Source organism: Nocardia sp. NPDC056611 (genome assembly GCF_042792755.1).
Taxonomy (GTDB): Bacteria; Actinomycetota; Actinomycetes; order Mycobacteriales; family Mycobacteriaceae; genus Nocardia.
Genome location: NZ_JBHTVV010000004.1, coordinates 189,066 through 210,566 on the forward strand (window position 1 = coordinate 189,066; position 21,501 = coordinate 210,566).

The window sequence follows — 21,501 nt, forward strand, 5'->3', positions numbered from 1 at the left end:
GTGAGCCACAACGTTTCCCTGACCATCGCCGGCGACCGGGCGTATGTGGCCCTCGACCGGCCGGACAAGCACAACGGCCTGACCATCGACATGCTGAACGAGCTGGTCCGGGTGGCGGGCGTGGTCGGGAAGCGACCGGACGTGCGCGCGGTCATCCTGTCCGGCAACGGGCCCAGCTTCAGCTCCGGGCTGGACGTCGCCAAGGCGATGGGCAATCCGCTCGACGTGGTCCGCAACTTCGTCCCGCTGCCGTGGCGCGGCACCAACACCTTCCAGGAGGCGTGCTGGGCATGGCGGCGGCTGCCGCAGCCGGTGATCGCGGTGGTGCACGGTCGTTGCTACGGCGGCGGACTGCAGCTCGCGCTCGCCGCCGACTTCCGGTTCGTCACACCGGATTCGGAGTTCTCGGTGATGGAGGCCAAGCACGGCCTGATCCCCGATATGACCGGCGCGGCCACGTTGTCGCGGCTCATCGGCATCGATCAGGCGCTGCTGCTGACCATGACCGCCGACCTGGTCGACGCCGCCTACGCCGAGCGCATCGGTCTGGTCACCGAGGTGTCCGCGGACCCGCTCGCGGCCGCGGAGCAGCTGGCCGATCGGATCGCGGCGCGCTCCCCGCACGCGGTCGCGGCCGCCAAGAAGATGTTCGACCGCACGTGGCAAACTTCGGTGCGCCGGACTTTGTCCATCGAACGCGCCACCCAGCTGCCCCTTATCGTTCGACAGGCCCTCGGACGTGATAGGAATGGAAAGTAAGCCAATTCACGGCAAACACACTGGTGTGCAGTCACGATCGACTCGCGATCACTGTTAGCATTTTCACACTTTGCCAACGAGTCGAACGCATTGTGCGGTCCGCCACATACCGTTTGGTCCGCGCATTATTCGGCGAGACCCGGAGGACGCACGCAATTGACCAAGACCGCCCCGCTGCTGCTGTCCGCTGTGGCCGGTGCCACGGCCTTGCTCCTGGCGATGACATCACCGGCCGCAGCGAACCCCAACGCCATCAATCCGATTCCCGTGCTCAACGGCACCAACGGTTTGCCACAGCTGCCCGGCCGCACCAAGGCCGTCTTCCAGGTCACCGGCATGGCGAGCCCCAACAACACCCAGGCCTACAACGTGCTCGGCACCGACCTGGGCATCATGTGGGACAACGGCAACGGCGAACTGCTGACCGCCTTCGGTGACACCGCCGGCCTGGGCCTGCCGAACCTGCTGGTCGGCAGCACCTGGGCCTGGCGTTCCAATATCCTGGTCCGCTCGCACACCCAGGACCCGTCCAACGGCATCTACTTCGACTCGGTGGTGCGCGATATCTTCGGCCAGGCCCGCGACCTGATTCCGAGCCCCAAGATCCCCTTCATCGAGATCAGCCGCATTCCCACCGCGGCCATCTCGGTCGGCGGCACCCAGATCATGAGCCTGATGTCGGTGAAGAGCTGGGACGACGTGGGCCAGTGGACCACCAACTACTCCAGCCTCGCGGTCTCCGGCGACAACGGCGAGAACTGGGTCGAACTGCCCGCCACCCGCCGCGCCGACGACGGCGGCAACTCCAACTTCCAGATGAACGCCTTCGTCAAGCGCGGCGGCTTCCTGTACGACTTCGGCACCGACTCCGGGCGCAACCATCCGGCCTACGTGGCCCGCGTCCCGGAGGGCGCCGCCACCGATCTCGGCGCCTACGAGTATTGGGACGGCGGCCGGTGGCAGAAGGACGTCAATGCCGCGCAGCCGGTGGTGGGCGGCGGCGTCTCCGAGATGTCGGTGATGTGGAACGACTACCTCGGGCAATACATCATGCTCACCACCGACCCGTGGAACTCGGTCGTCATGTACACCTCGCCCAGCCCGGAGGGGCCGTGGAGCCCGCCGTCGGTGCTCATCGACACCCGCGAACTCCCGACCGCGTACGCGCCCTACATCTTCCCGTACCAGACCGGGCGCGACCTGTACTTCCTCACCACCGTCCACAGCCAGTACAACGTGCTGCTGATGCACACGACGCTCTAGCGGAACCCCACTCTCGGGACTCTCCCCCGCTCGACCTGCCGCCCGCGAACGCCCCGCGTTCGCGGGCGGCGTCGTCTCCGCGCGCGACTTCTAAACTCGTTCCCATGGATGCCGCCGCATGGGACGAGCACTACTCCGCCACCGAACTGGTGTGGGGCGCGCCCCCGAACGCCACGGTGGTCGAGCAGGTCTTCGGGCTGGAACGCCGGGTGCCGGTCGGCGGGTACGGGATCGGCGAGGGCCGGCCCGAGTTGCCGCGGGTGCTGGACCTGGGCTGCGGCGAGGGCCGCAACGCGCTCTGGCTCGCCACCCACGGCTGGCAGGTGGACGCGGTCGACTTCTCCCAGACCGGCATCGACAAGGCCCGTACCGTCGCCGCCCGGCTCTCCCGCTCGGTGCGCGGGCGCATCCGCTGGGTGCACGGCAATGTCACCGATCTGGATCGTGCGGGCATCACCGGCCCCTACGAACTGATCCTGGTCGCCTTCCTGCACCTGCCGCCCGAGGACCGTCGCATCCTGCTGCTGCGCGCGGCCGGGATGCTCTCCCCCGAGGGCACCCTGCTGGTCATCGGCAACGACACCCTCAATCTGGCCGAAGGCTATGGCGGCGAACAGGATCCGGCCCTCACCTTCACCCCGGCCGACATCATCGCCGATCTCGCCGCCGCCGAACCGGCCATTCGCGTCCAGATCGCCGACCGCGTGCACCGGCCCACCGAGGACCGCGACGCCATCGACGCCCTGGTGGTCGCCACCCGTCCGGCGGTCGAGGACCCGGACGCGCCGCGGGCCCTCGAGGTTCCCCAGCCCCCGGCACTGGACATGTTCTGACGGGCGCGCGGCTCGTCAGTGATCGACCGTCAGCCCCGTGAGGCGTGCGCTCTCGTCCCACAACCGAATGCGGCGGGCCGGATCGGTGGTGTGCGCGGCGGTCGCGACCTCTTTGCGGCGCACGAAGAATCGACCGGACACGCCCTCGAGTTCGAGCGCGGTGGCCAGCCAGACCGGCGTATCGGCCCCGGCGTCGGGACCGGGCAGCAGCGGATTGACCCACTGCGACCAGCCGAAGACCCGCAGCAGCCCGCGCGCGGACTCCCGGCCCAGCCCGGTGTGCCGGATGATCCCCGGATGCGCGCCGTTGACGGTCACCCCGCTGCCCGCGAGCCGCTCGGCCAGGCTGTACACGAACATCGCGTTCATGTTCTTGGTGCGGCCGTAGGCCACGAAAGGCCGGAAACTGGGCGGGAATCCGAGCGCGCGCGGATTCCGGAATCCCAGATCGTCGAGATCGACGGGCACCGGGCGCAAGGCGGTCGGTGACGCCCCGACCACCACCAGTCGCGCGGATCGCCCTGCGTCGGCGAGGTTCTCACCCAGGGTGCGCAGCAGCAGGTACGGCGCGAGGTGATTGGTGGCCAGGGTCGGCTGCAAGCCCTCGGCGGTGCGGTCGGCGATGTCGGCCACCACGGCGGCATTGCTGATCAGGATGTCGATCCGGCTGTCCCGCAGGCGATCCGCGAGCGCGCGCACGTCCGCGACCAGCGAGAGGTCCGCGAGTTCGGCCCGCAGTACGGCGTCGGGCACCGCCGCCGTGATCCGTTCCCGCGCGGCGCGCAACCGGCCCGGATCCCGCCCGACCAGCACCACCTCCGCACCTGCCTCGGCCAGCTGCCGCGCGATCGCTGCCCCGATACCGTTCGTCGCGCCCGTGACGACGGCTGTTGTTCCCCGGTCCATACCCGCTCCCATCAGAGGTTGACATTGTCAACCTAGGCGCGCTGGTTGACACTGTCAACCTGTGATTACGATGGACCGATGCCGCCGTCCACCCGCACCGTGCTGCTCGATTCCGCCCTCCGCCTGCTCGACGCCGGCGGGGTCGAGGCCGTCACGCTGCGCGAGGTCGGCAGCGGCGCGGGCGTCTCGCACAACGCGCCCTACAAGCACTTCGCCAACAAGGATGCGCTGCTCGCGGCGGTCGCCGCGCGCGAATTATCCGAACGCTCAGCGGATTTCGCGCGCATCGTGCAGGAGCGCCCGGAGCCGGTCGAGATGCTGCGCGGGGTGCTGCACGGCTACATCGCGTGGGCCCTCGAACACCCCGCCCGCTTCAAACTGGTCTTCGGCCACTGGGCCGACGAGACCCCCGAACTCGCCGAAACCGGCCGCAATGCCCAGAACGCGCTGATCGCCCTGGTCGAGCTGGCCCAGGAGGCGGGCAGCCTGCCCGGCGGCGACACCGAGCGCATGGCCTCCCTGGTCCGCGCCCTGGCGCACGGGGCGGCCGACCTCGCCTCCTCCGGCCACCTGGACGCGAACGGCAAGGGGCACGCGACGCCGACCGACCTCGTCGACGACCTGCTCGCCTACCTGAGCAAAGCCCGCTGAGCCCGCGGGCGAACCCGGTCGGCGGTACACCACCGCTCAGTTCGCGGACCAGCGCTCCAGCCACGGCTCGATCGCGGCGACGATCTCCTCGAACCCGGCGCGATACGAATGCGCCTGTCCCGCAATGACATGCACCTCGGCCGCATCGGCGGCGTCGGGAATGCCGAAGGGGTCGCGCGCGCCATTGACCACGACGACCTCGATATCGCCGGGCTCGAGCAATTCCTCGCGCCGCGACTTCTCCGGCTTACCCGGCGGATGCAGCGGGAACGACAGCGCGACCACGCCGCGCGCACCGGCCTTCCGCGCGGTCCGGCACGCGACCCGCGCGCCATTGCTCCGCCCGCCCTGGATCAGCGGCGCGCCCCGGACCTTCTTCCGCAGGGCCGCGATGATCTCCAGCCAGGCGGCGTCCTGCACGTCGGCCTTGCCGGGCGCGCGCCGCCCCGCGACCCGATACGGCTGGGTCACCAGCGCCACCGCGCCGCCCCGCGCGACGGCCGAATCCCGCACCGCCAGCAAATCTTTCGCATCGACCCCGCCGCCGGAGCCGTGGGTGAGCACCAGCAGGAATCCGGGCTTGTTCCGCCCAGGCTTGGCGATCTCCGCCTCCGCCGGTCCGGCACTCGTCTCGATCCGCATATACGCACCGTAACCACCGTCACAGACCGGATTCGCGCGGCACACCGGCGGTGTGCGGGAGGGTTGCCCACCCGCCGGGAGCCGACTGTGTCGAGGGCCTCACCTCGCCCCGGCATCGATCTCCGGCAGGGCTTTCACCTGCGACGACGGGATCCCCACGGACTCAACACAACCCCGGCCCCCGGCTACCCGCGTGCTTTCGGTCACATTCGGCCTCGATCGGGTTGGCGGGCCCCCTACCGGTCGGTAACATGGCGCATAAGTTACCCGCTAGTAGCGCTGCTTTACGGTGTCTACCCGGTGGAGACCTTACGGGCGGGAACGGCACACACCGAACCGCACCCATCTCAATGGAGAGTGAGTACGACCATGGGTCACTACAAGAGCAACGTCCGCGACCTCGAGTTCAACCTCTTCGAGTTCCTGGGCATCCAGAAGCTCCTCGACGCGGGCGCCTACGGCGACCTCGACGCCGACACCGTCAAGGAAATGCTGAGCGAGGTCCGTCGCCTGGCCGAGGGCCCGCTGGCCGAGTCCTTCGCCGACGCCGACCGCAACCCGCCGGTCTTCAACCCGGACACCCACACGGTCACCCTCCCCGAGTCCTTCAAGAAGTCCTACCGCGCCCTCGAGGACGGCGGCTGGTCCAAGGTTCCGGTCCGCGAGGAGCTCGGTGGCCTGGGCGCCCCCTCCGTCGTCGGCTGGGCGCTGGGCGAAATGGTCCTGGGCGCCAACCCGGCCGCCCAGATGTACGCCGCCGGTGCGGGTTTCGCGCAGGTCTTCTACAACAACGGCACCGATGAGCAGAAGCAGTGGGCGCAGAAGATCGCCGACCGCAACTGGGGCGCCACCATGGTGCTGACCGAGCCCGACGCGGGCTCCGACGTCGGCGCCGGCCGCACCAAGGCGATCCAGCAGGAGGACGGCTCCTGGCACATCGAGGGCGTCAAGCGCTTCATCACCTCGGGTGACTCGGACGACCTCTTCGAGAACATCATGCACCTGGTGCTGGCCCGCCCCGAGGGCGCCGGCCCGGGCACCAAGGGTCTGTCGCTGTTCTACGTGCCGAAGTTCCACTTCGACTTCGACACCGACACCATGGGTGAGCGCAACGGCGTGTTCGTCACCAACGTCGAGCACAAGATGGGCATCAAGGTCTCGGCCACCTGTGAGGTCACCTTCGGCGGCCACGGCGTGCCCGCCAAGGGCTGGCTGGTCGGCGAGGTCCACAACGGCATCGCGCAGATGTTCGACGTCATCGAGAACGCTCGAATGATGGTGGGCACCAAGGCCATCGCCACCCTGTCGACCGGTTACCTGAACGCGCTGGACTACGCCAAGACCCGCGTGCAGGGCGCCGACCTGACCCAGATGACCGACAAGGCCGCCCCGCGCGTCACCATCACCCACCACCCGGACGTGCGTCGTTCGCTGGCCATGCAGAAGGCGTACGCCGAGGGCCTGCGCGCCGTGTACCTGTACACCGCCGCGCACCAGAACGCCGACGTCGCCGAGCTGGTCTCGGGCGCCGACAAGGACACCGCGTTCCGCGTCAACGACCTGCTGCTGCCGATCGTCAAGGGTGTCGGCTCCGAGCGGGCCTACCAGTACCTGACCGACTCGCTGCAGACCTTCGGTGGCTCCGGCTTCCTGCAGGACTACCCGATCGAGCAGTACATCCGCGACGCCAAGATCGACTCGCTGTACGAGGGCACCACCGCCATCCAGGCGCAGGACTTCTTCTTCCGCAAGATCGCCCGCGACCGCGGCGTGGCGCTGGCCCACGTGGCCGGTCAGATCCAGAAGTTCATCGAGCGTGAGGGTGGCAACGGCCGCCTGAAGGCCGAGCGCAAGCTGCTCGCCACCGCCCTCGAGGATGTCCAGGGCATGGCCGCCACCCTGACCGGGCACCTGATGGGCGCCCAGCAGGACCCGAAGGAGCTCTACAAGGTCGGCCTGGGTTCGGTCCGCTTCCTGCTGGCCGTCGGTGACCTGATCATCGGCTGGCTGCTGCTGTCGCAGGCCGAGGTCGCCATCAACGCCCTCGACGCCGGCTCCACCGAGAAGTTCTACGACGGCAAGATCGCCACCGCGCAGTTCTTCGCCCGCAACGTGCTGCCCGAGCTGACCTCGGTCCGCACCGTCCTGTCGAACCTCGACAACGACATCATGGAGCTGGACGAAGCCGCGTTCTGACGTAGGGTCCCGGGGGCTCCGCCCCCGAACTCCCAGCACACAGCGATGCGGTCCGGATTCTTCCGGGCCGCATCGCTGTTGGTCGTTATTGGCACCGCACGACCGGGATCGGGTCGTACTTGACGGTGCGGGTGTTGCGGGAGATCTCCTTGCCCGTCTTGGCGTCGCGGATCACGCGGGTGTCGGAGGTGGTGAAGCCGGAGCCGCCGCTGGAGGGGACGCAGTCCTTGCCCGCGGGCAGCGTGATGGTCTGGGGCTCGGTGTATTTGGAGCGATCCCCGGTGATCGATTCGACCTCGACGGTCTTGGTGCTCCACATGCGGACGGTCACGTTCGAGTCGTCGGAGGTGGCGTCGATGATCACGCCGTACGGGGTGTTGTTGCGGAACTTCAGGTCGATCGCGCCGTCGAAGACGGTGGCCTCGCGGGCGGCCGGATAGCGCGAGATGTAGTAGCTGTGCTCGGTGTGGCCCGCGTCCTCCATGCCCGCGAAATAGGCGGCGTTGTAGAGGGTGGTGGCGAACTGCGAGATGCCGCCGCCGACCGCGTTGGCGGGGCGGCCATTGTTGATGATGCCGGACTCCACGTAGCCCTCGGCCAGACCGCGGGGGCCGGTGAAACCGTTGAGCGAGAACGTCTCCCCGGGCCGCACCAGCGCGCCGTTCACCTTGCGGGCGACCACGCCGATGTTCACCCCGGACGGTCCGCTGAACCCGCCGGTGGTGAAGGAACCGATCACCTCGGTGATGCCGAGCTTGCCCGCCTCCTCGGTGGTCAGCTTGGGCTGCACCTCCCGGTAGGTCACCGGCTTGACCCGCATACCGGGCGAAGTCAGGACGGCCGGAAGGTCTTCTAGTGTCTTGTCCCAGTCGACCAGCAGCCCGGGCACCGCGGGCCGCACACCGGCGCGGGGACCGCTCAGGTCGAAGCTCGCGTCCTGCGGCTTGGTCTCCGTGGCCTGCAACTGCGGGGCCAGGATGGCGATCATCGCCTCCCGGTTGATCGAAAGGCCCAGTCCGCCATGGCCGTCCGGCGGGAAGGAGAGCACGCTCGCGATCTGCGCCGGTTCCACTGTGGCGTCGCCGCCCTGTCCGGTGAATGTGATCGGGGCGCGCACGGCCGGTTCGGCGACCATCCGCACGGTGCGGTCGACGGCGTCGGCGGTCACCTTGGCCGGGGTCTCCACCATGGGCAGGGTCACCGTCGAGCCGTCGGCCCAGTGCTCGATCAGCGTGGCGCGGGCGGCCGGGGCGTCGAGGGTCAGGCCGGGCACCGGGCGGACCGCGACGGGCCGCGCGCCCTCGAAGGCGATCCCACCCTCGACCGGACGCCGATCGTGCGCCCGCAGGGCCTCCAGCTGCTTGTCCAGGGCCGCGGCGTCGACGGTGGACGCGGGCTCCACATCACGGGTGGTGAAGAAGGATGCGATCCGGGTGAAGGGGTTGAGCGGCTGACCGCCGATCCGGTCCCACGTGCCGTCCCAGTCGACGTCCAGTCCGGCGGCCCGCGGCACGACGTCGGTGGTGGTGTCGCCGGAGCGGACGGTGACCGGATGGGTCGCCCGCTGTTCGAGCGCGGGTTCCAGCCGGGCCCGCGCGGCCGCCCGGTCCTGGCCGCCGATATCGATCCCGGCCACCTGCGTACCGCGCGGCACATTTCCGGACGAAACAGACAGATCAACCAGGTATCCGACCGTCGCGGCGGCCACCAGCACACCCACCGCGATCCCGGTGCGACGCCCGGCCTTCGAATTCAGAAGTTGGCGAACACGAGCAATTCCACCGGCCACGAACCATCTCCCAAGCTTTCAGCAAACCTGCTGCAACGATACCGGGCGGGTGATTTCGGACCAGTCCTGAGACGCAAAGAGCTCCGTGCGGTTGCCGGGTCGGGGGTCTGGCAACAGCACGGAGCCACCCGTTCTATCGATACCGGTTCCAGGGTGTTACACACCCATTTCACGAATCGGGAAAAGTTTCCGGCGAGGGCTATCGTCGTCATAGCGAACGCAACATCTGATCTCGAAAGAGGCGGAGGAGCGACACCTATGCAGCTGGGGATGATCGGGCTCGGGCGGATGGGCGCGAATATCGTGCGCCGGATCGTGCGCGACGGGCACACCGCGGTCGGATATGAACGCAAGTCCGAACACATCGAGGAACTCGCCGGGGAACTCGGAGACAAGTTCCAGGGCAGCACCGAACTCCAGAAATTCGTGGCGATGCTCGACACCCCGCGCGTGGTGTGGGTGATGATCCCCGCCGGTGCGACGGGCGCGGTCATCGACAATGTCGCCGAGCTGCTGGAGCCCGGCGACATCATCGTCGACGGCGGCAACAGCCGCTATCACGAGGACATCGCCCGCGCGAACGCGCTGCGGCCCAAGGGTATTCACTACATCGACATCGGCACCTCGGGCGGCGTGTTCGGCCTCGACCGCGGCTTCTGCCTGATGATCGGCGGCGAACCGGAACCGGTCGCGCACCTGGATCCGCTGCTGAGATCCATCGCCCCCGGCGTGGACGCCGCCCCCCGCACACCCGGCCGCAGCGGCACTCCGTCCCAGGCCGAGCAGGGCTATCTGCACTGCGGCCCGGCGGGCGCGGGGCATTTCGTGAAGATGGTGCACAACGGGATCGAATACGGCGCCATGGCCGCCTATGCCGAGGGCCTCAATATCCTGCACAAAGCGAATGTCGGCAACGAACGCGACGACGAGCATTCCGCCGAAGTCACGCCGCTCGAACATCCCGAGTACTACCGCTACGACATCGATATCCCCGAGGTCGCCGAGGTGTGGCGGCGCGGATCGGTGGTGGCGTCCTGGCTGCTCGATCTCACCGCCGCCGAGCTGTACGCCGACCCGAATCTCGACTCCTTCGGCGGCCGGGTCTCCGACTCCGGTGAGGGCCGCTGGACCGTGGACGCCGCCATCGACGAGGGCGTGCCCGCACCGGTGCTGTCGGCGGCCCTGTTCCAGCGCTTCGCCTCCCGCGGCGAAGCCCTGTTCGCGGACAAGACGCTGTCGGCCATGCGCCAGGCCTTCGGCGGCCATCACGAGCTGCCGAAGCGGTAAATGGGATAGGGCGGGTGCGAAACGGACCACGGCTCGCGGCTGGCCGCTGAAGTCTCGGAGAGGCGGGGGAGCTACCGTCGGAGATATGCGCCTTGCACCGGGGATCGTCGTCGCGGTAACCGCCCTCGCCCTGACCGCCTGTTCGAGCGGAAAGGACACCAACGACGCCGCGCCGAGCAGTAGCGTCAGCGCGGCATCGAGCAGCAGCGCCGTCGCGCCGCCGTCGACGACGCCGGGCAAGCAGGACTGCGCGGCCGGGTACCTCTCGGAGTTCACCCTGCGGCAGAAGCTCGCGCAGTTGCTGACCGTCGGCGTGACCGGTGAGGCCGACGCCGAGAACGTGGTGCGGAACGAGCAGATCGGCGGCATCTTCATCGGCAGCTGGACCGACAAGGCGATGCTGGCCCAGCACCAGGTCGACGCGGTGCAGCAGGCGTCGCGGACCCCGCTCATGGTGACCATCGACGAGGAGGGCGGCAGGGTCTCGCGGGCCAAGGACCTGATCGGGCCCGCGCCCTCGGCCCGGGTGATCGCCCAGACCATGAGCCCCGACGAGTTCTACACCTTCAGCCTGGACCGCGCGAAGAAGCTGCGGGCCCTCGGTGTGACCGTGGACTTCGCGCCGGACACGGATGTGAGCGCGCAGTCCGACGACTCGGTGATCGGCGACCGCTCCTTCTCCGACGATCCGGATGTGGTGACGCAGTACGCGGGCGCGCAGATCCGGGCGATGAAGGACGCCGGGCTGGGCAGCGTGATCAAGCATTTCCCGGGTCACGGCTCGGGTTCGGGTGATTCGCACACCGGCGCGGTGCGCACGCCGCCGCTGGATCAGATGCAGACCACGGACCTGGTGCCGTTCCGCAATCTGGTGGATTCGGGCGCCGCCGTGATGGTCGGGCACCTGGACGTGCCGGGTCTGACCACCCCGAATGTGCCGGCGAGTATCAGCCCGCAGGCGATGGCGCTGCTGCGTCAGGGCACGGGTTACGGCGCAGCACCCTTCGAGGGGGTCATCTTCACCGATGACCTGGGCGGCATGGCCGCGATCACCAGCCGGATGAGCATCGAGGACGCGGTGGAGGCCGCCCTGATCGCGGGGGCCGACAACGCCCTGTGGATCACCACCGACGCGGTGCCGAAGGTGCTGGACCGGCTCGTGGCGGCGGTGAACAGTGGCCGCTTACCGGGATCCCAGGTGGATGCCTCGGTCTTGCGCATGGCAAAGTTCAAGGGCTCCGCGCCGCACTGCTGAGATCGACCCAGACGCCGCCGTCCAGGCTTGGCGAATCACCGGCAATTCACACTGGCGGAACTTACCATGGAGTAAGATAAGGGCTTCGGCGCTTGCGATGAGCGCCGACTGTCCGGTCCGAGGAGAGTGAATGGCAGGCGGAACGAAACGGCTTCCTCGCGCGGTGCGCGAGCAGCAGATGCTCGACGCCGCCGTGGAGGTCTTCTCGCGCAAGGGCTACCACGACACCTCGATGGACGCGATCGCCGCCGAGGCGAAGATCTCCAAGCCGATGCTGTACCTCTACTACGGCTCCAAGGACGAACTCTTCCGCGCCTGCATCCTGCGTGAGAGCGCGCGGTTCATCGAGGCGGTCGCGGTCGCGGGCAACCCCAAGCTCACCCCGCACGAGCAGCTGCGCGCGGGCCTGGAGGCGTTCCTCGCCTACGTGGACCAGAATCGGCTGTCCTGGCAGGTCCTCTACCGGCAGGCGCTCGGCCAGCAGCCGTTCGCCACCGAGATCGCCAACAGCCGCGACCGGATCATCGAGCTGACCGCGAAACTGCTGGAGTCCAGCGCCAAGTACGCCGAGCCGGGCACCAATTTCGAGGTGGTGTCGGTGGCGGTGATCGGCGCGGGCGAGGCCATCGCCGACCGGGTCGCGAGCGGGCAGATCGATATGGACGTGGCCGTGAACCTGCTCGACGATCTGGCCTGGCGCGGCCTGTCCGGCAGCAAGAAGCGGGCCGAGCCCGCCTGAGCCGGTCGGCCCACCGGACTTGCCGTCCCGGCGCGCGCCTGCCACAGTTCGCTGCGATCGTGTTGCAGGACGGCCCTTCCGGCCGGGGAGCGGGGACATCTTGTTCGGCTTGCTGAAGCCGTGCGCGCACAGTGCGGCACGGCACGGAATCGACCCCTCGGCGTGGCAGGCGCACATGTGCGGCCTGTGCCTGGGCCTGCGCGACGGCCACGGCCAGCTGGCCCGCGCGGCCACCAATACCGACGCCATCGTGCTCGAGATCCTCACCGAGGCGCAGCAATCGCTGCCTTCGCCGCGCACGGCCGCGGGCCCGTGCGCACTGCGCGGCATGCGCCGGGCGGAGGTGCTCGCCGCGGACGCGCCCGGGGTCCGGCTGGCCGCCACCGCGTCATTGCTGCTGGGCGCGGCCAAGATTCGCGATCACGTGGACGACGGCGACGCCCACCGGCTGGCCCGCCGCCCGCTGACCCGCGTCTCCACCCGCTGGCACGCCCGGGCCCGCTCGGCCGCCGCGCCGCTGGGCCTGGATGTGGAACCCCTGATCGCGGCCATCGAATCGCAGCTGCGCCTGGAGAACTCGCCCGGCAGCTCGCTGGCGGAACTGACCGAGCCGACCCAGGTCTGCGCCGCGGAACTGTTCGCGCACACCGCGATCCTGGCCGATCGCCCCGAGAACGCCGACGCGCTGCGCGACGCCGGATGGCATTTCGGCCGGATCGCTCATCTCGCGGACGCGCTCGAGGATCTCGACGCAGACCGCGCCGAGGGTCGCTTCAATCCGCTGTCCGCCACCGGAACCACGCCCGAGCAGGCGCATGCCCTGGTGGCCGAATCGAATTCGCTGTTGCGCGCGGCCCTGTCCCGGGTCGCCCTGGACCGGACCGCCACGGTTCGCTGGGCGCTGCTCGACCCGCTGGGCGGCGTGGTCAAGCGGCTCGGCCGGGCCGCGGGCGTCGTCCACACCTGCGCCACGGGCGCGTGCCGCACCCAGGCCGCCGCTCTGCCGGTGGCCGCCTTCACCCAGCGCCCGGATTCCGATGACCTGATCAAGCAGCCGAGCCTGCTCGAGGGGCTCGGCATCATCTGCACCCAGTACTGCACCGGTTACGCGTGCTGCGCGGAGCACACCGGCCCGTGCAGCGGCCGCCGCAAAGAGCCGTGGATGAACTGCTGCGACGGCTGCGGGAACTGCGGCTGCGACGGCTGTGACGGCTGCGGAGACTGCTGCGACTGTGACTGCGACTGCTGCGACTGCGGTTGCGATTGCAGCTGCTGACGCCCGGATTTCGTACGGCTCCGGAATGGCAAGAGCCGCACGCTGTTCCGTCCCGGATGTAGAAACCCCTGCGTGGCGACATCCGAAATAGGAAACAGCGTGCGGCTCCTCACCCCCATCGGGCGAACCGCGCATCGCGATCCGGCCCGAGTCTGCGGGTGCCGGGCTCAACACTCCCTCGCGCCGCGGAGCTGAGACCGCTCCGTGTTGCGAGGATCAGCGCAGCGTAGCCGTCAGGTGCGGATAGCCCTTCTTCGGGTGCTTCAAGGACAAGTCCCACCCACCGGACACCTGGTCGGCGTACACGTTCACGGTGGACGGCAGCAGGATCGGCTTGCCGAACTTCACCGAGTACGTGGTCCGGTCCGGAACCCGGCCCTCGATGGAACCGAGGATGGCGGCCGCCGACCACATGCCGTGCGCGATGGGCTTCGGGAATCCGAAGGCCTTGGCGCCCAACGCGGAGGTGTGGATCGGGTTGTGGTCGCCCGAGGCGGCGGCGTAGCGGTTGATCATCTTCTGATCGACCCGCAGCGTGCGCAGCGGCGCGGGCGGCACCTCGTCCGGCTTCGGTTCCGGCTTCGGGCCGCCGGACAGTGAGGTGCGCTGCTGGTGCAGGAAGGTGGTGACCTGCCGCCACACCAGCTCACGACCGACGCTCACCTCGGTGACGGCGTCCACGAGCAGGCCCTTCGGGTGCTCGCGCAGGTTCTCGATGTGGGTGTCGAAGTCCAGCGGCTCGGCGACCGAGATGGGGCGGGTGCGCTCGATGACGTTCTCCGCGTGCACCGCGCCGACCGCCACGAACGGGAAGTCCCGGGCGACGACCAGCTGCATGGCCAGCGGGAAGCTGAGCACGAACGGGTAGGTCAGCGGCAGCGAGTCGCTGAAGCGCAGCCCGGCGGCCCGGCAGTAGGCGGCCAGGTGGTCCGGGTTCACCCGGAAGCCCTCCAGCCGGACGCTGCGGTCGGGCAGGGTCGGCTTGCGGGCCGAGAGTCCGGGCACCGGCAGCGCGCCGAGGGCGGCCTTGACGAACAGGCCGCCGTTCTTCGGCACCTCGGACAGGGTGATGGTCTGCGACATCATGCTCCGATCATGGCCTGGCCGCAGACGCGAACGATGTTGCCGTTCACCGCGTTCGAGGCCGGGGAGGCGAAGTAGGCGATGGTCTCGGCGACGTCCACGGTCTGACCGCCCTGCAGCAGGGAGGACAGCAGGCGGCCGCCCTCGCGAGTGGCGAGCGGGATGGCGGCGGTCATGGCGGTCTCGATGAAGCCGGGGGCCACCGCGTTGATGGTGATGCCCTTCTCGGCCAGCTTCGGGGCCTCGGCGTTGACCATGCCGATGACACCGGCCTTGGACGCGCCGTAGTTGGTCTGACCGCGGTTGCCCGCGATGCCCGCGATGGAGGACACGTCGATGACGCGGCCCCCGGCGCGCAGCGCGCCCGCGGCGACCAGGCCCTCGGTGATGCGGTGCGGCGCGGCCAGGTTCACGTTGAGGACCGAGTTCCAGCGACCCTCGTCCATATTGGCGAGCAGCTTGTCGCGGGTGATGCCGGCGTTGTGGACGACGATGTCGATGCCGCCGAAACGCTCGGTGGCGAAGGCGGCCAGCTTCTCGGCGGCGTCGGCGGCGGTGACGTCCAGCGCGAGCGCGGTGGCGCCGACCTTGTTGGCGGTCTCGGACAGCGCCTCACCGGCGGCCGGGATGTCGGCGACGATCACGGTCGCGCCGTCACGGGCGAAGACCTCGGCGATGGTGGCGCCGATACCGCGGGCGGCGCCGGTGACCACGGCCACCTTGCCCTCCAGCGGCTTGTCCCAGGAGGCGGGGGCGACGGCGTCGTCGGAGCCGACCCGGAAGACCTGGCCGTCGACGAAGGCCGACTTGCCCGACAGCACGAAACGCAGGGTGGACTCCAGACCCGTTGCGGCGGTGGCGGCTTCGGGGTTCAGGTAGACCAGGTTGGCGGTGGCGCCGCGCAGCAGCTCCTTGCCGACCGAACGGGTGAAGCCCTCGAGCGCGCGCTGCGCGATCTGGCCGTCGACCGAACCGGCCAGCTCCGGGGTGGTGCCGATGACCAGCACGCGGCCCGAGGGGGCGATGCTGCGCATGGCGGGCTGGAAGAACTCGAACAGCTGCTGCAGCTCTTCGATGGTCTTGATGCCGGTGGCGTCGAACACGAGCGCGCCGAACTTCACGCCCGGGGTGACGGCGTCGACGAAGGTGTAGTCGCCCAGCAGGTTTCGCACGGCGTCCGCGGCGCGGCCCTTGCCGCCGAGCAGCACGGGGCCGGGGAGGGCGGCTTCGCCCGCCTTGTAGCGGCGCAGCGCCTCCGGCTGCGGCAGGCCCAGCTTCGAGGCCAGGAACGCGCCGGGGGCGGAGTGAACGAAAGATCCGTAGAGGTTGGGAGCGCCCTTGCTCTTGCTGGCAGCCACGTTTCCTACCTTCTCCTTGTCTAGGCCCGCGGACGGTGGATTCTTCAAGAGCGGCATTGCGCACATCTGCGGGGTACGGTGTCGACAAATGAACTTACTCCAGAGTAAGTTTAATGTAAACCGACTGACGTCACCCCTCAGGAGACTCGAGTGACCACCAAAGCCCGTTCGGCGAAGGCCGCGGCCAAGAACACCAAGCAGGCCCGCCCGGTTGCCATCCTCGGCGGTAACCGCATCCCGTTCGCGCGGTCCGACGGCAAGTACGCCCACGCCTCCAATCAGGACATGTTCACCGCCACCCTGAACGGCCTGGTCTCCCGCTTCGGCCTGCAGGGCGAGCGGCTGGGCATGGTCGTCGGCGGCGCGGTGCTCAAGCGCGTCGGCGAGCACGGCATGATCCGCGAGAGCGTGCTGGGCTCGACCCTGTCGCCGTACACCTCGGCCCACGACCTGCAGCTCGCCTGCGGCACCGGCCTGCAGTCCATCGTCACCGTCGCCGACGGCATCGCCCTGGGCCGCATCGAGAACGGTATCGGTGGCGGCACCGACACCACCTCCGACGCGCCGATCGGCGTCAGCGAGGGCATGCGCGAGTGGATGCTCGACGCCAACCGCGCCAAGAAGAACTCCGACTACGTGAAGCTGGTCGGCCGCCTGCGCCCGTCCATGGTCGGCATCGAGATCCCGCGCAACGCCGAGCCGCGCACCGGCCTGTCCATGGGTGACCACGCCGCCATCACCGCCAAGGAATTCGGCATCTCCCGCGAGGCGCAGGACGAGCTGGCCTACCTGTCGCACAAGAACATGGCCGCCGCCTACGACCGCGGCTTCATGGACGACCTCATCACCCCCTTCCTGGGCCTGACCCGCGACGACAACCTGCGTCCGGGCTCCACCCTGGAGAAGCTCGCCACCCTGAAGCCGGTCTTCGGCACCAAGCTGGGCGACGCCACCATGACCGCCGGCAACTCCACCCCGCTGACCGACGGCGCGTCCGCGGTGCTGCTGGGCTCCGAGGAGTGGGCGGCCTCGCGCAACCTCTCCCCGCTGGCCTACCTGGTGGACTCCGAGGTCGCCGCGGTGGACTACATCCACGGCCCCGACGGCCTGCTCATGGCCCCCACCTACGCGGTGCCGCGGATGCTGGCCCGCAACGGCCTGACCCTGCAGGACTTCGACTACTACGAGATCCACGAGGCCTTCGCCTCCGTGGTGCTCGCCACCCTGCAGGCGTGGGAGTCGGACCAGTACTGCAAGGAGCGGCTGGGCCTGGACGGCGCGCTCGGCAAGATCGACCGCTCCAAGCTGAACGTGAACGGCTCCTCGCTCGCCGCGGGCCACCCGTTCGCCGCCACCGGCGGCCGCATCATCGCCCAGACCGCCAAGCAGCTGGCGGAGAAGGGTGGCGGCCGCGCGCTGGTCTCCATCTGCGCCGCGGGCGGCCAGGGCGTCGTCGCCATCGTCGAGCGCTAGTCGACACCGCGTCATCCCCGCGAAGGCGGTGCGGTCCGAGTCTTCGGATCGCACCGCCTTTCACGTATCCGGGTCTATACGAACAGGTTTCGGGTGCGGCCGGCCAGGTCGGCGAGACCGCTGCCGTCGGTGGTGGAGAGCGCGGCGGCTCCGGTCAGGATGCCCGCCACCGACCCGGCGGTCGCGCTGTTCGAGTCGGTATCCCAGCCGCCCCGGGCGGTCAGGGTGACGGTCCGGTCGAAATCGCCTTCGCCCCAGAGCAATCCGGCCGCGATGAGGCAGGCGTTGCCGATGGCGTGCACCCGGTTGTAGTGGTTGTGGCGGGCGTGGACGGCGGTCACCGCCCGCTCCCAGGTGTCGCCGCGAGCGTGGTCGGCGAGCACCTCGGCCAGGGCGACGGCGAGGCGGGAACGGGCCGGGACGACGGCCGCGGCGGCGGTCAGCGCCGAGGCCGGGACATGGTCGGTGAAGGCGGCCGCGATCAGGGCGGCCGACCACATGGCGGCCCATAAACCGTTGCCCGTGTGGGAGATCGAGGCGTCGCGGGCGGCCGCGCCGGCAGCCCGCCGGGGGTGTCCGGGGTGGGTGTAGCCGTGGATGTCGGCGCGGGCGAGGGCGCCGACCCACTCCCGGTAGGGGTTTCGGTAGGTGGCGGTGTCGGGCGGGGCGAAACCGTCGATGAGATTGCGGTAGGCGACTCGTTCGGCGGTGTAGGTCCGGAGGAACGGCAGGCGCTCGAGCCATTCGGCCGCAACGTCGTCGGGACTGAAGTCGAGGCCGTGGCGTTCCAGCAGGTGCAGGCCGAGCACCGCGTAGTCGACCTCGGCGACGGCGCGGGATCGGGCGGTGTGGCGGCCGAGCCAGCCGCCGTGGAGGCGGTCCAGCAGTTCCGGTTCCGGCAGCGGTCCGGCCGAATCCTGGTCGCTCCCGGGCGGATTGCCGAGATGCGGCGCGTCGGCCCACTCCGTGTAGGGCCAATCCGGTAGCCGGGGCGCGTGTTCGATCTTGTCCAGGAGCCGGAAGCAGGCCGCGGGAACCGGCCGGTCGGTGTTCGTGAGCTCGTGCACTTCTTCCTCGAACTCGTCCACGGCGTAACCGGATTCGGTGCGCTGACACCACTCGTAATACAGCAGGGCGCGGGGGTCGGCCTCATGATGGCCGAACATGGCCGCCTCGATCGTCACCTCGATACCGCAGCGGTCAGAGCACCGCGCGGGTGGCCGCGACCACCTCGGAGAGCAACGGCAGCGATTCGTCGCGCTGGGGCTCGCGCGCCCACCAGCGACCCTCGTGGGTGTGCCGCCCGAATCCGGTGGGCAGGATGACATTACTGCGGTGCGGGCCGATGTCGACGCTGTTGCGCTCCAGCAGCTCCAGCAGGTCGTCGCCGGGGTAGCCGTCGAAGACCGCGAGGAAGGTGCGGCGCGGCGGCTTGTCGCGCACCAGCACCGGGCCGGGCGTGCCGCGCTCCATCATCTCGTGAAGGATCAAGCCCCCCAAGGGTTCCGGGGTGTTCAACGCCGCGATGGCGTCGTTGAGCGGTAGCACCACGAAGCCGGGGGTGGTCACGTGCACGTAGGGGAGACCGAACAGGGAGCGGTACACACGCGCCCACTCCTGCGGGGTCGTCAGCTCGTCCAACCGCACAATCCACCCCTCGTTCGGGCCCTGCTCCAACGACGGCGATGTCGATCGTCGGCGACAGCCGACAATTTCAGTGAAAACCCGTACCCCCCATCGCACCACCGCTTTGGGTGAATCGTTCGCAAACTGTGGAGAACTTGCGACGTGCCGGGCCTTGCCAAGTCCACTGGACAGCGGGCTCGAGGGGTAGCCTCGGGAGGACAGAGAGGCGTTCCTACCAGGAGGTTCGTCATGCCCTGCGATTTGATGCTGATCGCCTACGACGGCTCCGAGAACGCCCGGCGGGCCGTCGAATACGCGGGACGGTTCCTGGCCGCGAATCGGGCCGTGGTGCTGACGGCGTGGGAGCCGATGGTGCGACAGGCCGCGCGGCTGTCGGGGCTGTCCGGGGTGATGCAGCCGGAGTGGATGACCGACGACGAAATAGAGGACGTCGCGCTCGTGGACGCCCGGAATATCAATGCCGAAGGCGTGCGGCTGGCCAAACTGGCCGGTCTCAACGCTGAGGCTCGCACCGTGGAGTGCGGCACCACCATCTGGACCGCCATCGTCGAGACCGCCGACGAGCTGGATGTGGACATCATCGTGGCGGGCACCCGCGGGGCCACCGGCATCCGCGCCCTCATGCACTCCAGCGTCGCCGACGCCGTGCTCAAGCACTGCCACCGGCCGGTGCTGATGGTTCCGCCGGGCCGCGAACCCGACCCGAAACCCGCCGGTCGGTGAGGCTCCGGCGCCGCTCGGCGGCCCGCTCGCGGGCCGGATCGCACCGCTTGCGGGAAAGATGCTGGGCCGCAGGGTGATCCGTCTCACCACGCCGACGGCCGGGTGAGAGATGCGTCGCTCCCCGGGCTCGAGCGCTCGGGCGCGGGGCTATCGTCGATCCATCATGGACGGATTTCTGCTCGCGACCCCGGACGGTGTGCTGCGCGCCTCCGGCACCCGGGCCACGTTCGACTCGGCGGCGGCCGCGAGCACGGCGCTGCGGTCCGGCGCGGCCGAGCTGATCGTGGGCGCGCTGCCCTTCGATCCGCGCGGGCGGACCGCACTGACCGCGCCCGAGCAGGCCCTCCACACCGCCGGTCCGTGGCGGCCCGCCGCCCTGCCGGAGCTGCCCGGTGTACGGGTCGTCGCCGAAATACCGAGTGCCGCAGACCATGTCGCGCGGGTCACCAAACTGGTCGAGCAGCTGGGCGATCCCGCGCAGCCGCTGCGCAAGGTGGTGGCCGCCCGCGCGCTGCGGGTGGCGGCGGAGGCCCCGCTGGAACCCGAGGTGATCGCGGCCCACCTGGTCACCAGGCATCCGCGCGCCGCCGTCTACGCCGTCGACCTGACCGCCGCCGGACGGCCGGGCGACACCCTGCTCGGCGCGACGCCGGAAACCCTGGTGTCGCGCCACGGGCGCGCCGTCACCCTGCGCCCGCTGGCGGGCACCCTGCCCCGGCTCGCCGATCCGGCCGCCGACGCCGAGCAAGCCCGGGATTTGCTGGCCAGCACCAAGAATCGCGACGAGCACGCCTACGTGATCGACTGGATCCGGGAACGGCTGACCCCCGTCTGCACCGAGCTATCCATTCCCGACGCCCCCGAACTGCTCTCCACCCCCGAGGTCTGGCACCTGGCCACCCCCATCCGCGGCGTCCTGCGCGACCCGGCCACCACCGCCCTGGACCTGGCCGTTCTGCTGCACCCCACCCCCGCGGTCTGCGGCACCCCCACCGACTTGGCCCTGGACGCCATCGCCGCGCTCGAGGGCGACCGCGGCTTCTACGGCGGCGCGGTCGGCTGGTGCGACGCCACCGGCGACGGCGACTGGTTCGTGGCGATCCGCTGCGCCGAACTCGCCGCCGACGCCCGCACCCTGCGCGCTTCCGCCGGCGGCGGCATCGTCTCGGCCTCCGACCCGGTCGCCGAACTCCACGAGACCACCGCCAAACTCCGCACCTTCCTGGGCGGATTGCACTGCGTGATTCCCGAATAGCGGCAGCGCTGACGCCACCCGTCGCTGGGGTTCGGGGGCGCGGCCCCCGGGATTCATTTCGACCTGGGGTGTGGGGGCGGGCAGCCCCCACGTCAAAACCTGCTAGGTTGGCCGGGTTACGCATGCGTCCGATGTTGGGAGTACCGCGATGAAGTTTGCCGTTCCTGGTGCAGCGAGTGCTGTCGGTGGAGCCCTCGTCGGCCTGGCGGCGGTCCTGGTCATCACGATGGCGGCCTCGCAGGACAAGCGGCCCGATATCGACCGCAGCGGTGACGCCTCATCGTCGCTGCTGAACAACGTTGAGTACGGCTCGCGCTGACCGGACGACCTCCGAGCCAGACCACACCGAAGACTCACAGTCCGCGA

20 protein-coding genes are annotated in these 21,501 nt (G+C 69.6%); 13 read left to right on the forward strand and 7 right to left on the reverse strand.

What is annotated here, in order from left to right:
- The 3 genes from ACFRAQ_RS22270 (at position 1) to ACFRAQ_RS22280 (ending at position 2,855) form a co-directional block, all read left to right on the forward strand.
- Entirely contained in the window at positions 1 to 759 is a 759-nt protein-coding gene (locus ACFRAQ_RS22270; protein WP_379102552.1) for a crotonase/enoyl-CoA hydratase family protein, read from the forward strand.
- 156 nt (positions 760 to 915) lie between these two features.
- Positions 916 to 2,022, forward strand: coding sequence for a DUF4185 domain-containing protein (locus tag ACFRAQ_RS22275; protein WP_379102554.1), 1,107 nt, complete (start codon positions 916 to 918; stop codon positions 2,020 to 2,022).
- A 104-nt stretch (positions 2,023 to 2,126) separates the two neighbouring features.
- Positions 2,127 to 2,855, forward strand: a complete 729-nt coding sequence (locus tag ACFRAQ_RS22280) for a class I SAM-dependent methyltransferase (RefSeq protein ID WP_379102556.1) — start codon at positions 2,127 to 2,129, stop codon at positions 2,853 to 2,855.
- A 15-nt stretch (positions 2,856 to 2,870) separates the two neighbouring features.
- Here the strand turns inward: ACFRAQ_RS22280 and ACFRAQ_RS22285 are convergent, their stop codons facing one another.
- The gene (locus ACFRAQ_RS22285; protein ID WP_379102558.1) at positions 2,871 to 3,761 is read right to left on the reverse strand and encodes an SDR family NAD(P)-dependent oxidoreductase; all 891 of its coding nucleotides are present in this window, start codon (positions 3,759 to 3,761) and stop codon (positions 2,871 to 2,873) included.
- A 78-nt stretch (positions 3,762 to 3,839) separates the two neighbouring features.
- Between ACFRAQ_RS22285 and ACFRAQ_RS22290 the strand changes: the two genes are divergently transcribed.
- The gene (locus ACFRAQ_RS22290) at positions 3,840 to 4,412 is read left to right on the forward strand and encodes a TetR/AcrR family transcriptional regulator (protein ID WP_379102560.1); all 573 of its coding nucleotides are present in this window, start codon (positions 3,840 to 3,842) and stop codon (positions 4,410 to 4,412) included.
- A gap of 36 nt (positions 4,413 to 4,448) precedes the next feature.
- Here ACFRAQ_RS22290 and ACFRAQ_RS22295 read toward each other — a convergent pair whose 3' ends face one another.
- A complete protein-coding gene (locus ACFRAQ_RS22295) occupies positions 4,449 to 5,054 on the reverse strand; it encodes an alpha/beta family hydrolase (RefSeq protein ID WP_379102564.1) in 606 nt (201 codons plus the stop codon).
- Positions 5,055 to 5,423: 369 nt separating this feature from the next.
- On the opposite strand from ACFRAQ_RS22295, the gene ACFRAQ_RS22300 reads away from it, so the two are divergent.
- Positions 5,424 to 7,250, forward strand: a complete 1,827-nt coding sequence (locus ACFRAQ_RS22300) for an acyl-CoA dehydrogenase (protein ID WP_379102566.1) — start codon at positions 5,424 to 5,426, stop codon at positions 7,248 to 7,250.
- A gap of 85 nt (positions 7,251 to 7,335) precedes the next feature.
- Here the strand turns inward: ACFRAQ_RS22300 and ACFRAQ_RS22305 are convergent, their stop codons facing one another.
- Positions 7,336 to 9,039, reverse strand: a complete 1,704-nt coding sequence (locus ACFRAQ_RS22305) for a VanW family protein (protein ID WP_379102568.1) — start codon at positions 9,037 to 9,039, stop codon at positions 7,336 to 7,338.
- Positions 9,040 to 9,297: 258 nt separating this feature from the next.
- On the opposite strand from ACFRAQ_RS22305, the gene gnd reads away from it, so the two are divergent.
- The 4 genes from gnd (at position 9,298) to ACFRAQ_RS22325 (ending at position 13,596) form a co-directional block, all read left to right on the forward strand.
- On the forward strand, positions 9,298 to 10,326 hold the full coding sequence (gnd, locus tag ACFRAQ_RS22310) for a phosphogluconate dehydrogenase (NAD(+)-dependent, decarboxylating) (protein ID WP_379102570.1): 1,029 nt from the start codon (positions 9,298 to 9,300) through the stop codon (positions 10,324 to 10,326).
- Positions 10,327 to 10,411: 85 nt separating this feature from the next.
- Positions 10,412 to 11,581, forward strand: coding sequence for a glycoside hydrolase family 3 N-terminal domain-containing protein (locus ACFRAQ_RS22315; protein ID WP_379102572.1), 1,170 nt, complete (start codon positions 10,412 to 10,414; stop codon positions 11,579 to 11,581).
- Between the two features lie 130 nt (positions 11,582 to 11,711).
- Entirely contained in the window at positions 11,712 to 12,320 is a 609-nt protein-coding gene (locus tag ACFRAQ_RS22320; RefSeq protein ID WP_379102574.1) for a TetR/AcrR family transcriptional regulator, read from the forward strand.
- A gap of 100 nt (positions 12,321 to 12,420) precedes the next feature.
- The gene (locus ACFRAQ_RS22325; protein ID WP_379102576.1) at positions 12,421 to 13,596 is read left to right on the forward strand and encodes a DUF5685 family protein; all 1,176 of its coding nucleotides are present in this window, start codon (positions 12,421 to 12,423) and stop codon (positions 13,594 to 13,596) included.
- Positions 13,597 to 13,812: 216 nt separating this feature from the next.
- Here the strand turns inward: ACFRAQ_RS22325 and ACFRAQ_RS22330 are convergent, their stop codons facing one another.
- Positions 13,813 to 14,679 carry a MaoC family dehydratase gene (locus ACFRAQ_RS22330; RefSeq protein ID WP_379103698.1) on the reverse strand — a complete coding sequence of 289 codons (867 nt, stop codon included), beginning with the start codon at positions 14,677 to 14,679 and terminating at the stop codon, positions 13,813 to 13,815.
- Positions 14,679 to 16,037, reverse strand: a complete 1,359-nt coding sequence (locus ACFRAQ_RS22335; protein WP_379102578.1) for a 3-oxoacyl-ACP reductase — start codon at positions 16,035 to 16,037, stop codon at positions 14,679 to 14,681. The genes ACFRAQ_RS22330 and ACFRAQ_RS22335 overlap by 1 nt, the downstream gene beginning before the upstream one ends.
- A 150-nt stretch (positions 16,038 to 16,187) precedes the next feature.
- Here ACFRAQ_RS22335 and ACFRAQ_RS22340 point away from each other — a divergent pair, with 150 nt between their 5' ends.
- Complete coding sequence (locus ACFRAQ_RS22340; protein ID WP_357094168.1) at positions 16,188 to 17,510, forward strand: acetyl-CoA C-acetyltransferase; 1,323 nt, start codon at positions 16,188 to 16,190, stop codon at positions 17,508 to 17,510.
- Positions 17,511 to 17,584: 74 nt separating this feature from the next.
- Here the strand turns inward: ACFRAQ_RS22340 and ACFRAQ_RS22345 are convergent, their stop codons facing one another.
- Positions 17,585 to 18,694 (reverse strand): ADP-ribosylglycohydrolase family protein, encoded by a 1,110-nt coding sequence (locus ACFRAQ_RS22345; protein ID WP_379102581.1) that lies wholly within the window; start codon positions 18,692 to 18,694, stop codon positions 17,585 to 17,587.
- A gap of 16 nt (positions 18,695 to 18,710) precedes the next feature.
- A complete protein-coding gene (locus ACFRAQ_RS22350) occupies positions 18,711 to 19,151 on the reverse strand; it encodes a hypothetical protein (protein ID WP_379102583.1) in 441 nt (146 codons plus the stop codon).
- Between the two features lie 234 nt (positions 19,152 to 19,385).
- Here ACFRAQ_RS22350 and ACFRAQ_RS22355 point away from each other — a divergent pair, with 234 nt between their 5' ends.
- The 3 genes from ACFRAQ_RS22355 (at position 19,386) to ACFRAQ_RS22365 (ending at position 21,454) form a co-directional block, all read left to right on the forward strand.
- Positions 19,386 to 19,880 carry a universal stress protein gene (locus ACFRAQ_RS22355; RefSeq protein WP_379102586.1) on the forward strand — a complete coding sequence of 165 codons (495 nt, stop codon included), beginning with the start codon at positions 19,386 to 19,388 and terminating at the stop codon, positions 19,878 to 19,880.
- 163 nt (positions 19,881 to 20,043) lie between these two features.
- Complete coding sequence (locus ACFRAQ_RS22360; protein ID WP_379102588.1) at positions 20,044 to 21,135, forward strand: isochorismate synthase MenF; 1,092 nt, start codon at positions 20,044 to 20,046, stop codon at positions 21,133 to 21,135.
- Between the two features lie 148 nt (positions 21,136 to 21,283).
- Complete coding sequence (locus ACFRAQ_RS22365) at positions 21,284 to 21,454, forward strand: DUF2613 domain-containing protein (RefSeq protein WP_071812209.1); 171 nt, start codon at positions 21,284 to 21,286, stop codon at positions 21,452 to 21,454.
- The last annotated feature ends 47 nt before the right edge of the window (positions 21,455 to 21,501 follow it).

What these genes read in the sequence shown, in the direction of transcription:
- ACFRAQ_RS22315 (WP_379102572.1), top strand. Translation starts at nt 10,412, where the DNA reads ATGCGCCTTGCACCGGGGATCGTCGTCGCGGTAACCGCCCTCGCCCTG.
- ACFRAQ_RS22285 (WP_379102558.1), bottom strand. Translation starts at nt 3,761, where the DNA reads ATGGACCGGGGAACAACAGCCGTCGTCACGGGCGCGACGAACGGTATC.
- ACFRAQ_RS22300 (WP_379102566.1), top strand. Translation starts at nt 5,424, where the DNA reads ATGGGTCACTACAAGAGCAACGTCCGCGACCTCGAGTTCAACCTCTTC.
- ACFRAQ_RS22355 (WP_379102586.1), top strand. Translation starts at nt 19,386, where the DNA reads ATGCCCTGCGATTTGATGCTGATCGCCTACGACGGCTCCGAGAACGCC.
- ACFRAQ_RS22365 (WP_071812209.1), top strand. Translation starts at nt 21,284, where the DNA reads ATGAAGTTTGCCGTTCCTGGTGCAGCGAGTGCTGTCGGTGGAGCCCTC.
- ACFRAQ_RS22360 (WP_379102588.1), top strand. Translation starts at nt 20,044, where the DNA reads ATGGACGGATTTCTGCTCGCGACCCCGGACGGTGTGCTGCGCGCCTCC.
- gnd (WP_379102570.1), top strand. Translation starts at nt 9,298, where the DNA reads ATGCAGCTGGGGATGATCGGGCTCGGGCGGATGGGCGCGAATATCGTG.
- ACFRAQ_RS22290 (WP_379102560.1), top strand. Translation starts at nt 3,840, where the DNA reads ATGCCGCCGTCCACCCGCACCGTGCTGCTCGATTCCGCCCTCCGCCTG.
- ACFRAQ_RS22330 (WP_379103698.1), bottom strand. Translation starts at nt 14,679, where the DNA reads ATGTCGCAGACCATCACCCTGTCCGAGGTGCCGAAGAACGGCGGCCTG.
- ACFRAQ_RS22280 (WP_379102556.1), top strand. Translation starts at nt 2,127, where the DNA reads ATGGATGCCGCCGCATGGGACGAGCACTACTCCGCCACCGAACTGGTG.
- ACFRAQ_RS22320 (WP_379102574.1), top strand. Translation starts at nt 11,712, where the DNA reads ATGGCAGGCGGAACGAAACGGCTTCCTCGCGCGGTGCGCGAGCAGCAG.
- ACFRAQ_RS22295 (WP_379102564.1), bottom strand. Translation starts at nt 5,054, where the DNA reads ATGCGGATCGAGACGAGTGCCGGACCGGCGGAGGCGGAGATCGCCAAG.